The organism is Streptacidiphilus sp. EB129 (assembly GCF_041262645.1).
Classification (GTDB): domain Bacteria; phylum Actinomycetota; class Actinomycetes; order Streptomycetales; family Streptomycetaceae; genus Streptacidiphilus.
Window position 1 is genome coordinate 467,563 of sequence record NZ_JBGCCS010000001.1, and the last position, 15,051, is coordinate 482,613.

General features: G+C 72.3%; 12 protein-coding genes. 8 read left to right on the plus strand and 4 right to left on the minus strand.

The genetic code is table 11. From position 1 onward, the window contains the following. Positions 1-5 precede the first annotated feature (5 nt). The 3 genes from ABH925_RS02070 (at position 6) to ABH925_RS02080 (ending at position 3,231) form a co-directional block, all read left to right on the plus strand. Complete coding sequence (locus tag ABH925_RS02070) at positions 6-779, plus strand: glycerophosphodiester phosphodiesterase (protein ID WP_370144879.1); 774 nt, start codon at positions 6-8, stop codon at positions 777-779. A 138-nt stretch (positions 780-917) separates the two neighbouring features. After that, entirely contained in the window at positions 918-1,865 is a 948-nt protein-coding gene (locus ABH925_RS02075) for an N-acetylmuramoyl-L-alanine amidase (RefSeq protein ID WP_370144880.1), read from the plus strand. A 166-nt stretch (positions 1,866-2,031) separates the two neighbouring features. Further along, positions 2,032-3,231, plus strand: a complete 1,200-nt coding sequence (locus ABH925_RS02080; RefSeq protein ID WP_370144882.1) for a phosphodiester glycosidase family protein — start codon at positions 2,032-2,034, stop codon at positions 3,229-3,231. 82 nt (positions 3,232-3,313) lie between these two features. On the opposite strand, the gene katG is transcribed toward ABH925_RS02080, so the two are convergent. Further along, on the minus strand, positions 3,314-5,542 hold the full coding sequence (katG, locus tag ABH925_RS02085; RefSeq protein WP_370144883.1) for a catalase/peroxidase HPI: 2,229 nt from the start codon (positions 5,540-5,542) through the stop codon (positions 3,314-3,316). A gap of 292 nt (positions 5,543-5,834) precedes the next feature. Here katG and ABH925_RS02090 point away from each other — a divergent pair, with 292 nt between their 5' ends. Then, positions 5,835-6,245 (plus strand): Fur family transcriptional regulator, encoded by a 411-nt coding sequence (locus tag ABH925_RS02090; RefSeq protein WP_370144884.1) that lies wholly within the window; start codon positions 5,835-5,837, stop codon positions 6,243-6,245. A 19-nt stretch (positions 6,246-6,264) separates the two neighbouring features. Here ABH925_RS02090 and ABH925_RS02095 read toward each other — a convergent pair whose 3' ends face one another. The 3 genes from ABH925_RS02095 to ABH925_RS02105 form a co-directional block, all read right to left on the minus strand. Beyond that, the gene (locus ABH925_RS02095; protein WP_370144885.1) at positions 6,265-8,664 is read right to left on the minus strand and encodes an ATP-binding cassette domain-containing protein; all 2,400 of its coding nucleotides are present in this window, start codon (positions 8,662-8,664) and stop codon (positions 6,265-6,267) included. A gap of 153 nt (positions 8,665-8,817) precedes the next feature. Continuing rightward, positions 8,818-9,174: a VOC family protein gene (locus tag ABH925_RS02100; protein WP_370144886.1), complete on the minus strand. Its 357-nt coding sequence runs from the start codon at positions 9,172-9,174 to the stop codon at positions 8,818-8,820. 206 nt (positions 9,175-9,380) lie between these two features. Beyond that, a complete protein-coding gene (locus tag ABH925_RS02105; RefSeq protein ID WP_370144887.1) occupies positions 9,381-9,575 on the minus strand; it encodes a hypothetical protein in 195 nt (64 codons plus the stop codon). A gap of 454 nt (positions 9,576-10,029) precedes the next feature. On the opposite strand from ABH925_RS02105, the gene ABH925_RS02110 reads away from it, so the two are divergent. The 4 genes from ABH925_RS02110 (at position 10,030) to ABH925_RS02125 (ending at position 15,028) form a co-directional block, all read left to right on the plus strand. Further along, a complete protein-coding gene (locus ABH925_RS02110) occupies positions 10,030-11,283 on the plus strand; it encodes a glycosyltransferase (RefSeq protein ID WP_370144889.1) in 1,254 nt (417 codons plus the stop codon). A gap of 160 nt (positions 11,284-11,443) precedes the next feature. Continuing rightward, a complete protein-coding gene (locus ABH925_RS02115) occupies positions 11,444-12,592 on the plus strand; it encodes an alpha/beta hydrolase (protein ID WP_370144891.1) in 1,149 nt (382 codons plus the stop codon). A 533-nt stretch (positions 12,593-13,125) separates the two neighbouring features. Next, positions 13,126-13,653 carry a hypothetical protein gene (locus tag ABH925_RS02120; RefSeq protein WP_370144892.1) on the plus strand — a complete coding sequence of 176 codons (528 nt, stop codon included), beginning with the start codon at positions 13,126-13,128 and terminating at the stop codon, positions 13,651-13,653. 340 nt (positions 13,654-13,993) lie between these two features. Next, entirely contained in the window at positions 13,994-15,028 is a 1,035-nt protein-coding gene (locus ABH925_RS02125; RefSeq protein ID WP_370144893.1) for an AI-2E family transporter, read from the plus strand. Positions 15,029-15,051 lie beyond the last annotated feature (23 nt).

The following is a 15,051-nucleotide window of genomic DNA, read 5'->3' on the forward strand; positions in this document are numbered from 1 at the left end:
GGGACGTGGACAGCTGGGGAACGCAGACGGGAACCGACAACGGCGCCGCCGGCGGGGCCGCGCGGGCCACCCTTGTCGTCGGACATCGGGGCGCTCCGCGCGTGGCCCGCGAGAACACCCTGCCGGCGCTGCGGGCCGGCATCGACGCCGGTGCGCACTGGCTCGAAGTCGACGTCCGCCTCACCCGTTGCGGGACGCCCGTCCTGCTCCACGACGCCACCCTGCACCGCCTGTGGGGCGACCGGCGGACCGCCGCGTCGCTGACGGTGGACCAGATCGCCCAGATCACCAGGACCGCCCAGGCCGGCGGCCCGGGCCGGGAGCGGATCCCGACGCTGTGCCAGGGCCTGGAACTCGCGCGGGACGCGGGCCGGACGCTGATGATCGACCTCCCCACACCCGCCGAGGCGTACCCGGCTCTGGCACTCGTCCGCGAGTTCGGCCTGCTCGGTGAGGTCGTCTTCGCGGGCAACCGCACCGCCCTGGGTCTGGTCCGTGCCGAGGCCCCGCGGGCCCGGATCGCGCTCAGCTGGGAGTCGCCCCTCCTGCCGGGCGCGCGGGTGCTGGACCGGACCCGCCCCGACTACCTCAACGTCGAGCACCACCGGCTCTCCCGCGGCCTGGTCCAGCGCGCCCACCGGCTGGGCCTGGGCGTCAGCGCCTGGACGGTCGACCGCGCCCGGCGCATGGCCCGGCTCACCGCCCTCGGTGTGGACGTCATCATCACCAACGACCCGGCAACCCTGGTCCGGGTGCTGGCCGACCGCGCCGACGGATGACCCGGCCCACCCTTCGGTACGCCGTTTTCCGAGGTCACGGGTGTCGACCTCACGTCTGACACTCCGTCGGCGGAATCCGACGCACCCGAATGATCGCTAAGAGTGCATGGGCCCCGAGGTCTGTCTATCGTCGGATTCATGCGTGCAGAACGGCGTCTGATGTTGCGAAGGGTGGCCCAGGTCGCCCTGGTGGGCGGTGTCACGGCCGTGACGGCGAGGGCCTCCGCCGCGCCGACCGCGGTTCATCCGCACGCCCGCAGTCCGGAGCGGCCCGCGCCGGTCGCCGTGCACTGGATCGCGGCCCAGCCCGGGATCGTCGCCCGCAGGGACTGGGACACCTCGGCGAACGCCGGGACTGCGGCGAATCTCAGCCATCTGCCCGCGCCGCGCTACGCGGACGCGGTGAAGGCCGCCATCATCCATCACACGGACAGCGGCAACTCGTACAGCGCCCACGAGGTGCCGGACATCATCGGCAGCATCTCCTACGACCAGACGGGCCGGCGCGGCTGGGACGACATCGGCTACAACTTTCTGGTCGACCGCTTCGGCACGGTGTACGAGGGCAGGCACGGCGGGATCGACAAGCCGGTGATCGGCGCCCACTGCAGCGGCTTCAACCTCGGCACCGTCGGCATCGCCGCGATCGGCACCTTCACCGCCGGGGCGGAGGTCTCGCAGCCGATGCTCCAGGCGATCAGCGGCCTGATCGCCTGGAAGCTGAGCCTGCACGGTGTCGACCCCCGCTCCTCCACCACTCTGACCTGCACCGACTCGCTCAGCCGCTACCACGCGGGTGATCGGGCCACCCTGTCCGTCGTCTCCGGCCACACCGACGCCGACTGCACCTTCTGCCCGGGCTCCTCGCTGTACTCGGCGCTGCCGATGATCCGGGTCGAGGCGGCCCGCATCCAGCTGAACACCCGCCGGCCGGTCACCCAGATGCCGGATCCGGTCCTGCAGCCGAGCCCGCTGCCGACCGCCTGCGCGACGGCCTCCCCGACGGCCTCCCCGACCCCGGGCCGGCCGTCGTCCCGGGCCCAGCCGTCGACGACGCCGGGCCCGGCCCCCGAGTCGTGCGGGTGATCAGCCGCGCGGCCGTGATTGACGCGGCATCGGATACGGGATGCATGCACCCGGGGACGCATCCACGCCGTCCGTCCATCCGCCAGCCCATCCGCCCCTTCATCCGCCCCTTCATCCACCCCTTCATCCGCCCGTTCACCCGCTCAGCGCCGGACGAGGAAACGCCATGATCGACAACGACGCCATCGCCGCCGCCGATGCTCCGCGACGCCGTCGGCTGCTGCCGTGGAAGCGCGCACGCGACCTGACTCCTGCTCAGCGGCGCCGGAGGCGTATCGCGACCCGGAGCACGCTCGCGGTGGGACTCCTCTGCACCGGCTGGCTGGGCTGGTCGATCGGCCAGGCCCTGACCTATCCGGGCAGGGACGGCGTCGAGGCCCGGCTCGCCGAGTGGGGCCGGGACCACCACATGGGTCTGGTGATCAACCAGCTGGAGGACTGGCAGTACCAGCTGAACCCGCCCAGGGTGGGCGGCTCGCTGTCGACCGCGGCCCTGGCCCGGATGAAGGCGACGGAGGGAACCAGCGGCGTCGGCACGGCGGTGCCGCTGCTCGCCCCGATGCCCGCCAGTATCACCCCCCGGCTCCCGGGCGAGGGTGTCTGGCGCGCGCTGGTCAGCTACCACGGGCTGCCGCTGGTCCAGGGCACCTATGTCCGCCCCGACACCGAACACTCCTCCTACGAGGCCGCGGTGGCGTGGATCAGCGCCGGCCACGCGCGGTTCGAGCTGCATCCCGGCTTCCGCGAGCCGGGCGGGACCTTCGCGGTGCCGCCGACGATTCCGGTCGGTCAGCGCACCGGTCTGATCGCGACCTGGAACGGTGGCTTCCGCATCACCGACGGCACCTCGCACGGTGGCTTCTACCTGGACGGGCGCACCGACTCCACGCTTCGCGACGGCGCCGCCTCGGAGGTCTTCTACCGCGACGGCTCCATCCGGATCGGCACCTGGGGCCGGGACGTGAGCATGACGGCGGACGTCGTCGGGGTGCGCCAGTGCCTGACCCTGATGGTCGACGGCGGCCGGATCGCCGACAACATCGACGTGCCCTACGCCTACGGCTGGGCCTACCAGGGCAAGAAGTACGTGGAGCGGTCCGGGGTGGGCATCACCGCGAAGGGCGACATCATCATGGTGGTCGGCCAGGCCCTGTCCGCCCGTACCCTGGCGGAGCTCATGCAGCACGCGGGCGCGGTCCGCGCGATGCCGCTGGACATGAACGGCGCCTGGCCCTCGTTCATGAGCTACGACGCGAGCGCCGATCCCGCCAACCCCAAGCCGGCGAACATCCTCGACTTCGGCGAGGCGGCCGACCGCTACTACAGCCAGGCCACCCGGGACTTCGTCGCCGTCTACGCCCGCTGACGCCCGCTGACGGCCGGGGACGGGCGGGTGGACGGGTGGCAACGTCCGGGCCGGCCGGTGCGGCCGGCCCGGACGTGACGGGTCAGACGAGGTCGAACCGGTCGAGGTTCATCACCTTGTCCCACGCCGCGACGAAGTCCTTGACGAACTTCTCCTTCGCGTCGTCGCTCGCGTAGACCTCGGCCAGCGCGCGCAGCTCGGAGTTCGAGCCGAAGACCAGGTCGGCGCGGCTGCCGGTCCACTTGACCTCGCCGGTGGCCGCGTCGCGGCCCTCGAACGTGCCGGCGTCCGCCGACGTCGCCTGCCAGGTGGTGCCCAGGTCCAGCAGGTTGACGAAGAAGTCGTTGGTCAGCGAGCCGGGGGTGGTGGTGAGGGCGCCGAGCGGCGACTGCTGGTGGTTCGCGCCGAGCACGCGGAGGCCACCGACCAGGACGGTCATCTCGGGGGCGCTCAGGTTCAGCAGGTTCGCCCGGTCGATCAGCAGGAACTCGGCCGGCAGCCGGTTGCCCTTGCCCAGGTAGTTGCGGAACCCGTCGGCGGTCGGCTCCAGCGCGGTGAACGACTCCACGTCGGTCTGCTCCTGGGTCGCGTCCGCGCGGCCCGGCGTGAAGGGGACGGTGACCTGGAAGCCGGCCTCCTCGGCCGCCTTCTCGACGCCGGCACCGCCGGCGAGCACGATCAGGTCGGCGAGGGAGATCTGCTTGCCGCCGGACTGGGCCGCGTTGAACGCCTGCTGGACACCCTCCAGGGTGCGCAGCACCGTCGCCAGCTCGTCGGGCTCGTTGACCTCCCACCCGCTCTGCGGCTGCAGGCGCACGCGCGCACCGTTGGCGCCGCCGCGCTTGTCGCTGCCGCGGAAGGACGAGGCCGAGGCCCAGGCGGTGGAGACGAGCTGGGACACCGACAGGCCGGAGCCGAGGATCTGGCCCTTGAGGGCGGCGATGTCCTTGGCGTCGACAAGCGGGTGCGTCACCGCGGGGAGCGGGTCCTGCCACAGCAGCGGCTCGGACGGGACCTCCGGGCCGAGGTAGCGCACGACCGGGCCCATGTCACGGTGGGTCAGCTTGAACCAGGCGCGGGCGAAGGCATCCGCGAACGCGGCGGGGTTCTCCAGGAAGCGGCGCGAGATCGGCTCGTAGACCGGGTCGAACCGGAGCGAGAGGTCGGTCGTCAGCATCGTCGGGGCGTGGCTCCTCGACGGGTCGTGGGCGTCGGGGACGGTGCCCGCGCCGGCGCCGTCCTTCGGCTTCCACTGGTGGGCGCCGGCGGGGCTCTTGGTCAGCTCCCACTCGTTGCCGAAGAGGATCTCGAAGAAGCTGTTGTCCCAGGCGGTCGGGGTGTTGGTCCAGGCGCCCTCAAGACCGCTGGAGATCGTGTCGACGCCCTTGCCGGTGCCGAAGGAGCTCTTCCAGCCGAGGCCCTGCTGCTCCAGCGGGGCGGCCTCCGGGTCCGCGCCGACGAGGTCGGCGTCGCCCGCGCCGTGGGTCTTGCCGAAGGTGTGGCCGCCCGCGATCAGGGCGACGGTCTCCTCGTCGTTCATCGCCATCCGGCGGAAGGTCTCACGGATGTCGCGGGCCGCGGCGAGCGGGTCCGGGTTGCCGTTCGGGCCCTCGGGGTTGACGTAGATGAGGCCCATCTGGACCGCGCCGAGGGGGCTCTCCAGCTCGCGGTCGCCGGTGTAGCGCTCGTCGTCGAGCCAGGTGGTCTCGGGACCCCAGTAGACGTCCTCGTCGGGCTCCCAGACGTCCGCGCGGCCGCCGCCGAAGCCGAAGGTCTCGAAGCCCATCGACTCCAGGGCGACGTTACCGGCCAGGATCATCAGGTCGGCCCAGGAGAGGCTCTGGCCGTACTTCTTCTTGACCGGCCAGAGCAGCCGGCGGGCCTTGTCCAGGTTGACGTTGTCCGGCCAGCTGTTGAGCGGCGCGAAGCGCTGCTGGCCGGCGCCGCCGCCGCCGCGGCCGTCGCTGATGCGGTAGGTGCCGGCGCTGTGCCAGGCCATGCGGATCATGAAGGGGCCGTAGTTGCCGTAGTCGGCCGGCCACCAGTCCTGCGACGTGGTCAGGACCTCGGCGATGTCCTGCTTCACGGCGGCGAGGTCGAGGGTCGTGAACGCCTCGGCGTAGTCGAAGTCCTCGCCGAGCGGGTTGGCCACGGCGGGGTTCTTGGCGAGGATCTTCAGGTTGAGCCGCTCCGGCCACCACTGGCGGTTTCCACCACCCTGGGTCGGGTGCGGGGCGCGCCCGTGTACGACCGGGCAGCCTCCACCCTCAGTCTTCGCGTCTACGGCGATTGCATCGTGGTTGTCAGACATGGGAATCCTTCCGGACCAGGCGGATCACTGTGCACAGGAACTGCGGGCGGTGGAACAGTCGGGGCACAACCCCAGTAGATACCCCGGCCCCGGCGATCGAGAAGCCGCGGTGGTCGGCCTCCGCCTGCTGCCGCGTACTGGAGTCTTCCTGTCCCTTGGCTATCGCCGGAACCGATCCTACGATGGACAGAGTCCAAGTCAAGAAGGGCACCAGCCCCGTATCGATTCGGAACCCGGACTTCCGCTGGTAATCTTTCGAATGACCACCCGAGGCCTGAATAGGTGAACCGATATGAGTGACCTGCTGGAGCGACTGCGAGGGCGTGGCTGGCGGATGACCTCCCAGCGGCGTGTCGTTGCGGAGGTCCTCGACGGCGACCACGTGCACCTCACGGCCGACGAGGTGCACGCCCGCGCGGCCGAGCGGCTGCCCGAGATCTCCCGGGCGACCGTCTACAACACCCTGGGCGAGCTGGTCGCGCTCGGCGAGGTGATAGAGGTCCCCACCGACGGCCGCGCCAGGCGCTACGACCCCAACGCGCACCACCCGCACCAGCATCTGGTCTGCTCCAACTGCGGCACCATCCGCGATGTGCACCCGACCGGCAATCCGCTGGCCGACCTCCCGGCGGCCGAGCGGTTCGGTTTCACGGTGTCCGAGGTCGAGGTCACCTACCGCGGTCTCTGCCCGGCCTGCGCCTAGCACCGCGACCCGCGGCCGGTCAGGCGCCGACGTAGGTCGCCAGGTGCTCGCCGGTGAGGGTGGAGCGGTCGGCGACGAGCTCGGCCGGGGTGCCCTCGAAGACGATCCGGCCGCCGTCGTGGCCGGCGCCGGGACCGAGGTCGATGATCCAGTCCGCGTGCGCCATGACCGCCTGGTGGTGCTCGATGACGATGACCGACTTGCCGGACTCGACCAGCCGGTCGAGCAGGCCGAGCAACTGCTCGACGTCGGCCAGGTGCAGGCCGGTCGTCGGCTCGTCCAGGACGTAGACGCCGCCCTTCTCGCCCAGGTGGGTGGCCAGCTTGAGCCGCTGCCGCTCGCCGCCCGACAGCGTCGTGAGCGGCTGGCCCAGGCTCAGGTAGCCGAGCCCGACGTCGGCGAGCCGGACCAGGATGGCGTGCGCGGCCGGAGTGCTCGCCTCGCCGGCGCCGAAGAACTCCTCGGCCTCGGTCACCGACATCGCCAGCACCTCGCTGATGTCGCGGCCGCCGAGGTGGTAGTCCAGCACCGATGCCTCGAAGCGCTTCCCCTCGCACTCCTCGCAGGTGGTGGCGACGCCGGCCATCATCGCCAGGTCGGTGTAGACGACACCGGCGCCGTTGCAGTTCGGGCAGGCGCCCTCGGAGTTGGCGCTGAACAGGGCCGGCTTGACGCCGTTGGCCTTTGCGAAGGCCTTGCGGATCGGGTCGAGCAGCCCGCTGTACGTGGCCGGGTTGCTCCGCCGCGAACCGCGGATCGCCGCCTGGTCGATCGCGACCACGCCCGCGTCGGCGCCCCCGGACCCGTGCACCAGCGACCCGTGCACCAGCGAGCTCTTGCCGGAGCCGGCGACCCCGGTGACCACGACCAGCACCCCGAGCGGGATGTCGACGTCGACGTCCCGCAGGTTGTGCGCCGTCGCGCCGCGGATCTCCAGCGTGCCGGTGGACTTCCGCACCGTCTCCTTCACGGCGGCCCGGTCGTCAAGGTGACGGCCGGTGAGGGTGCCGCTGGCCCGCAGCCCCGGGACGGTGCCCTCGAAGCAGACGGTGCCGCCCGCCGTACCGGCGCCGGGTCCGAGGTCGACGACATGGTCGGCGATCGCGATCGTCAGCGGCTTGTGCTCCACGACCAGCACCGTGTTGCCCTTGTCCCGCAGCCGCAGCAGCAGGTCGTTCATCCGGTGGATGTCATGGGGATGCAGGCCGACGGTGGGCTCGTCGAAGACGTAGGTCACGTCGGTGAGTGACGAGCCGAGGTGGCGGATCATCTTGACGCGCTGCGCCTCGCCGCCCGACAGCGTGCCCGACGGCCGGTCCAGCGAGAGGTAGCCCAGCCCGATCTCCACGAACGAGTCGAGCGTCTGCAGCAGTGTGGCGAGCAGCGGCGCGACCGAGGGTTCGTCCAGGCCGCGGACCCAGGCGGCCAGGTCGCTGATCTGCATCGCGCAGGCCTCGGCGATGTTGATGCTGCCGATCCGCGACGAGCGGGCCGCCTCGGCCAGCCGGGTGCCGTCGCAGTCGGGGCAGGTGGTGAAGGTGACCGCCCGGTCCACGAACGCCCGGATGTGCGGCTGCATCGCCTCCTTGTCCTTGGAGAGCATCGACTTCTGGATCCGCGGGATCAGCCCCTCGTAGGTCATGTTGATGCCCTCGATCTTCATCCGCACCGGCTCGCTGTGGAGGAAGTCGTGCATCTCCTTCTTGGTGAACTTCCGGATCGGCTTGTCCGGGTCGTAGAAGCCCGAACTGGCGTAGAGCCGGTAGTTCCAGCCGCCCGCGGTGTAGCCGGGGATGGTGATCGCGCCCTCGGCGAGCGACTTGGAGGCGTCGAAGAGCTGGGTCAGGTCGATGTCGGAGACCGTGCCCCGGCCTTCGCAGCGCGGACACATGCCGCCGGTGATGCTGAAACTGCGACGCTCCTTCACCGTCCTCCCGCTGCGTTCGACGGTGACCGCACCGGCGCCGCTGATCGAGGGGACGTTGAAGGAGAACGCCTTGGGCGAGCCGATGTGCGGCTTCCCGAGCCGGCTGAAGAGGATGCGCAGCATCGCGTTGGCGTCGGTGGCGGTGCCGACCGTGGACCGGGGATCGCCGCCCATCCGCTGCTGGTCGACGATGATCGCGGTGGTCAGCCCCTCCAGGACGTCGACCTCGGGACGAGCGAGCGTCGGCATGAAGCCCTGCACGAAGGCGCTGTAGGTCTCGTTGATCAGCCGTTGCGACTCCGCGGCGATCGTGTCGAACACCAGCGAGCTCTTGCCCGAGCCGGAGACCCCGGTGAACACCGTCAGCCGGCGCTTGGGGATCTCGATGCTGACGTCCTTGAGGTTGTTCTCGCGCGCGCCGTGCACACGGATCAGATCGTGGCTGTCGGCACCGTGCAGCGCGGGCGACTGCGTGTCCGTCCTCGTGGCCATGCTTATCGTCTCTCCATCTGGTTGGGAGGGGTCGCGTTCGTGCGGTCGATTCGCGGTCGGTACGACGTGGCCCGCGCACGCGGGCCACGTCGTTGTGTGACCGCAGCCGGCGTGCGCGGGAGGAGGGCCGGGGCTCACCTGTCCGGCCGGGACTCACCTGTCCTGAAGCAGCCCGAGGATGTTCCCGTCGGGGTCGGCGAAGGTGGCCACCAGCCGGCCGCCGCCGACGTCGTGCGGGGACTCCTTCACGATGGCACCGGCGGCGGTCACCTCGGCCAGCTTCGCCTCGATGTCCGGCACATGCCAGTAGGTCACCGGCGAGGTCATGCCCTGCGGTCCGCCGCCCGGCACCAGCCCGATCTGCTGGCCCTCGGCCTCGAAGCCGACGTAGTACGGCGAGTCGGCCTGCGGCTCCACGCCGAGCAGCGCCGCGTACACCGCCTTGGCCTTCGCCAGGTCGGAGACGGGATGCAGGACGGTCTTGATCCCCTGGGTGGAAGAGCCGGTCATGGTCACTCCTGACGTCATGGGTCGCGTCGACCCGGTGGGACTGCCGGGGTTGCGGACGATCACGCGGATCCGTGTCGTCCATGACCGTCACACTAGGGGTGGCCCGCTGACCGCGCTTCTCGATTCGTGACCGGTCCGCGCACCCGTTTCGCGGCCCTCGACCGCCGATCCCTCGCGGACCCCCGAACCAGGTCCGCCGAGTGGGATCAGGGCTTCCGTGCGGGCGCGGGGGGATCGTCCCCCAGCCGCCGCAGGCCCATCAGCACGCCGAGCAGACCGGCCTGCTCCGGGCTGAGGCGGCCCACCGCGTCCAGCATCGACATCGGCGCGGCCGAGGCCTCCCCGGCGTCGAGTGCCTCGGCCGGCTCGGGCTGACCCGGCACATTCATCGCGTTCACCATGTCGTTCTCGTCGGGCGCCGTTCGGGCGGATCGGGATCGTCGCACCCTACCTGCGCGTAGTCGTCGGGTGGAAGCCTCGCCGGCACCGGCTCGGCGCTGAAGTTCACCGAGTAGCCGCCTGCCGCTCAGTCGGGAGAGTGTCGGCCCACGGTCCGCGGCCCCTACGGTACGGCCAAGGCGGTGCGGCGCCGGCCGGCAGCCGCCCGCTCGCGCAGGCCGCCGCATGGTGTCCCGCACCCCCTACCCCCCATAAGCGACAGCGTCCCCGGCCGTACCGAGGCGGGCGCTCCTCGTCGAGCGGAAGATGATGCACGCTCTGCAGCAGGCCCCTCACGACACCTCCCGGAGCAGCTCCGAACGCTCCGTCGAACGCACCGTCGACAGCACTGTCGGACGACATGGTGCCGCGCGCGGTGCCGACCATGGTGCCGCAGCGCCGGCGGCGGAACGGCCGTTGCGCGCGCTGGTTATCACGGGCAGCGTCGGCGCGGGCCACAACGGCGCCGCCGCCGAACTCGTGCGGCGACTGGACGCGCTCGGCATGGAAGCCACCTACCGCGACTACCTCGACGCTCTGCCGCGCCGGTACCAGCGGCTGCTCCAGGACGGCTACGAGTTCAGCGCGGGGCGCACCCCGCGGGTGTTCGAGTGGCTGTTCCGCAGCGAGGAGCACGACTCGGTGGTGCGTTCGCTCACCCTGTACCTGTGCCGGCTGGCCGCCCGCGAGATGGCGCGGTGGGTCGGCGAGGGGTACGACGTGGTGGTGACCACCTTCCCCTTCGCCGCCCAGAGCCTGGGGATGCTGAAGGACGACGGCACCCTCGCCGCGCCGACCGTGTGCTACCTCACCGACCCCGCGCCGCACGCGCTCTGGGTGCACCCGAGCCTCGACGCGCACCTGACGGTCACTCAGGCCACCGCGACGGAGGGGAGCGAACGGTACGGCGTGCCGATGGCGGCAGCCGGGCCGCTGGCCCCGGCCGCGTTCGCCGAGCCGACCGACGCCGCGGACCGGCTGGCGCTGCGGGCCGAACTCGGGGTCCCGGCGGACCGGCGGATGGCGCTGATGATGACCGGCTCGATGGGCCTGGGCGACGTGATGGCCGGAGTCCGCGCGCTGCGGGAGGTGCAGCACACGGTGCCCGTCGTGCTCTGCGGCAGGAACGAGCGGCTGCGGCTGAGGATCGCCGCGCTGCCGGGCGTGGTGGCGCTCGGCTGGCGTACGGACGTGCCCGCGTTGATGGCCGCCGCCGACGTCCTGGTGCACAACGCGGGCGGACTGTCGCTGACCGAGGCGATGGTCGCGGGGCTGCCCGCGGTCAGCTACGAGGTGCTGTCCGGCCACGGGCGCGCCAATGCCGCCACCCTGGCCAGGTCCGGGCTCGCGCCCTGGCCGCGCGACCCGGAGCGCCTGGCCGAGGCGGTCGCCCAGCAGGCCGCGCGCGGCCGCGTCCACCTTCCGCCGCTGCCGGCCGAGCAGCAGGCGGCCTGCGTCGTGGCCGACCTGGCGCACCGTTGGCGCGAGGAGCGCCGCCTGGACCCGCGCCGGGCCCCGGTCGCCGTGCGCCCCGGGCGCTCCGGCCCGACCGCCCGCGTCACCGGTACCGTCCGTGCGGGGCTGGCCCGGTTGCCGCTGCGGCCGGTCGTGCCCCGGCGACGGCCGTCGGCGATCGCCGAACCGGCTGCGAACGCCGAGCGCCTGGGCTGACGCGCGCGCGGGGACCCGGCCGGTCGGCCGATCGCCCAGCCGGTCCGCCCGGCCCGACCGTCCCGGCTCGACCGTCCCGGCCCGACCGCTCGGGCGGTCGCTGCAGGGGGCACTCTGGAGGGGCGGCGCTCAGTGCTGCGGGAACGAGGACGACCTGGCGATGGGGCTGACCGGACGCGGCGTGCTGATCCTCGCGGTGGTGATCACCGTGGCTTCGGTGATCGCGACCGTCTGGCTCTGGCCGCGTCTGGCCGCGCGCAGCCGGCTCGCGGTGCTCGCCCGGCTGGGCACCATCGTGGTCACCCAGCTGGCACTGCTCTGCACCCTCGGGCTGCTCGCCAACGACTACTTCTCGTTCTACAGCACCTGGTCCGACCTGCTGGGCACCGGAGCGAAGGGCCCCGTTACCGTCGGTGCCCCGGCGCCCGGCGGCAGCGCCCGCGTCCACGCCGGAGCGGGCGTCCAGGCGCTGGGGACGGTCACCTTCGGCGGCGCGGGCATCGGCGTCCGCGATCCCGCGCAGGTCGGGCGGCTGGACCGGGTACGGATCCCCGGCACGGTGACCGGGCTGACCACCGACGGCTATGTCTACCTGCCGCCGCAGTACTTCCAGCCGGCCTTCGCGGGGGACCGCTTCCCGGTGGTGGTCGTCACCACGGGTTTCCCCGGCGACGCCAAGAGCCTGATCACCAAGCTGCAGTACCCGTCGACCGAGCTGCAGCTGATCCAGCAGGGTCGGCTCAAGCCGCTGGTACAGGTGCTGATGCGTCCCTCGCCGTCGATGCCGAGGGACAGCGAGTGCGAGGACATCCCCGGTGGTCCGCAGGCGGAGACCTACTTCACCGCCGATGTGCCGTTGGACGTCGAGGCCTCCTACCGGGTGCAGGCCGGCGGCCGCGGCTGGGGCGCGATCGGCGACTCGACCGGCGGCTACTGCGCGCTCAAGCTCGCGATGAGCGACCCGGCCGCGTACACCACGGCCGCGTCGCTGTCGGGGTACTTCAAGGCCGCGCAGGACATCACCACGGGCGACCTCTTCGGCGGCAGCGCGCTGCGCCGCGACGAGGCCGACCTGAGCTGGCGCCTGCTCCACCTGCCGGCGCCGCCCGTCTCGCTGATGCTCGCCAGCAGCAAGCAGGACGGCGATTCCTTCGCGCAGGCCCGCGCCTTCGCCGCGCTGGTCACCCCGCCGACCACGGTCGCCGAGGCGACGGTCGACACCGGCGGGCACAACTTCACCACCTGGGTGCGGCTGCTGCCGGCCTCACTCACCTGGCTCAGCGACCACCTCGCCGCCCCGACGCCGTGACCGCGCCGTCGCCGGCGAGGTGCCGCCGATGGCGCCGCCTAGGCCACTCGCCACAGCGCGGCGGCGAAGACGGCTGTCACCCAGGTCCACAGGACCGAGAGACCGACGTGGGCGGCGGTGCGGAAGGGGTCGCCGCGCCAGAGCCTGGGGGAGAAGACGGCGAACTCGAGTCAGAGCCTGTTTCCCCGCGCGGGCACCATCATGGCGCACACCCTTGAACGTGTTCAACTTATTTCTTGAACATGTTCAACTCTCTCCCTGTTGCTCAGCCTCAGGCGATCGACTCCGTGGAAGAGGCCTGGGGCGTGGGGCTCTTGGGAGCTGTGTGACTCGTGGGAACGATGGGGCGCGGCCGTCGCCCGGATGCGCCGTACGAGTGGCGGAGCGGCCAGAACCCCGCACGCTGGTGAACAGGCCGCCGCAGACGGCCGCCCGTCAGGGCGTATCTCGCACCAGTAGTCAGCACCCGGAGGCACCCGATGGCCCGCGCCATGTCCGCAAGCACCACACCCGTTCCCAGCGATGGTCAGGCGATGGCCGGGCCTGCGGACGTCGGCGGGGGCGGCTGCACGGGCCCCCTGCTCTACGCGGTGGCCGTCCAGCGGCCGACGAGCGAGCTGATCCAGCTGGTCTCGATCCTGAACGAGAGCCGGCAGCTCGCGCACGCGCAGGAGATCCTCGACACGGCGGCGGTCCTGCGTCCGGTGCAGGACGTCGCCGAGATGGTCCCGCTGCTCCCCGAGTCGCAGGCCCTGCAGGTGCTGCACGTCGCAGCCGCCCGTCGCCCGGTCGAGGAACTCGCGCACCTGGTGACGCTGTTCACCGGGGCGGACCAGTTGTCCCACGCGCAGGAGATCCTCACCACGGCGGCCACCCTGCGTCCGGTGCAGGAGGTCGCCGCGATGGTCCCGCTGCTCGGTGACTCCGGGCCCGCGGCCGCACTGCACGCCGCGGCCGCCTGCCGCCCGCTCGGGGAACTCGCCGAACTGGTCGGCCACCTGGACAACCTGCCGCAGGCCGCCCCCGACACCCGCCAGCCCCGCAGGCGCCTCCGGCGCTGACGCGTCCGCCACCGACGCCCGCGCGGGCCGGACCTCCGCCGGTCCGGCGCGCCGACGCGGGCGTCGTGGGTGACGATCGTGGGCAGAGGCGACTGCCCCCCGGCACCGGGCACGGGGCGGTGGCATAACGGCGCACAGGAGGGCCGGTGGCCAGGTGATCGGGTCGGGGCAGCCCCGCGACGGGCAGGTGCGGCGAGGCCGGGGATCGCGGCCGGGCCGGCCCCGCCCCCGACCCCGCAGCTGGTCCGCACCCCTGCGTGCCGCCGGCAGGCCCCCGGCCGGAGGACCGGACGCGCCGGGGTGGTCGGCACGGGGCCCGGGAACGGGCCCGGGAGCGGGGGTGCAGCCGGGGCTGCGGATCGCCGCCGCGTACGCCTGGCGGGTGCTGGTGGTCGGCGCCCTGTTCTGGTTCGTCTTCCTGGTCGCCCGGCGCTTCGTGCTCATCGCGGTGGCGGTCTTCGCGGCACTGGTGCTCACCGCGCTGCTGCGGCCCCTGGTGGGCCTGCTCGCGCGGGCCGTGCCGCGAACACTCGCGGTGCTGTGCGCGTTCGTGATCGCCCTGGTGCTGCTGGCCGGACTGCTGTCCCTGGTCGGGAACTCGGTCGCGGGCGAGTCCGGGCGGCTGTCGGCGCAGTTCCGCGGTGGCGTGCACCAGATCGAGACCTGGCTGGAACGGGCCCCGTTCCACGTCAGCCCGGGCACGCTGACCGGCCTGCAGGGGAAGATCACCGCATTCCTGTCCGCCCACCGCTCCGTGCTGATCAGCCATGCGCTCAGCAGTGCCAGCCAGGCGGTCGAGGTGATCACCGGCGTCGCGCTGGCGCTGTTCTGCTCGGTGTTCTTCATCCACTCGGGCGAGGCGATGTGGCGTTTCGTCGGCGGCCAGCTGCCGGCGGCGGCGAGGGACAGGTGGGACCGGGCCGGGCGCGCGGGCTGGCGGGCCTTCGCCGGCTACACCCGCGGTCTCATCATCGTGGCCGCGACCAACGCGGTCATGGTCGGCATCGCCCTGCACTTCCTGCAGGTCCCGCTCGCCCTCCCGCTGACCCTGCTGGTGTTCCTGGCCAGCTTCGTCCCGCTGGTGGGTTCACCCATCGCGCTGGCGGTGGCCACCGTGGTCGCCCTGGCCAGCCGCGGGCCGCTGACCGCCGCGGTGGTGCTCGGGCTGATCGTCGTCATCGGCCAGATCGAGGGCCATCTGCTGCACCCGCTGGTGATGAGCTGGGCGGTGCGGCTGCACCCGGTCGTCGTCGCCGTCTCGGTGCTGGCCGGCACCACCGTGGCCGGCGTCGTCGGCGCGGTGGTGGCCGTCCCGGCGGTGTCGGTGCTCTGGGCCGTGATCCGGGAACTGAGGGCCCGTCCGGAACCCGGCTGATCCGGACGGGACCCGGGGGAGTC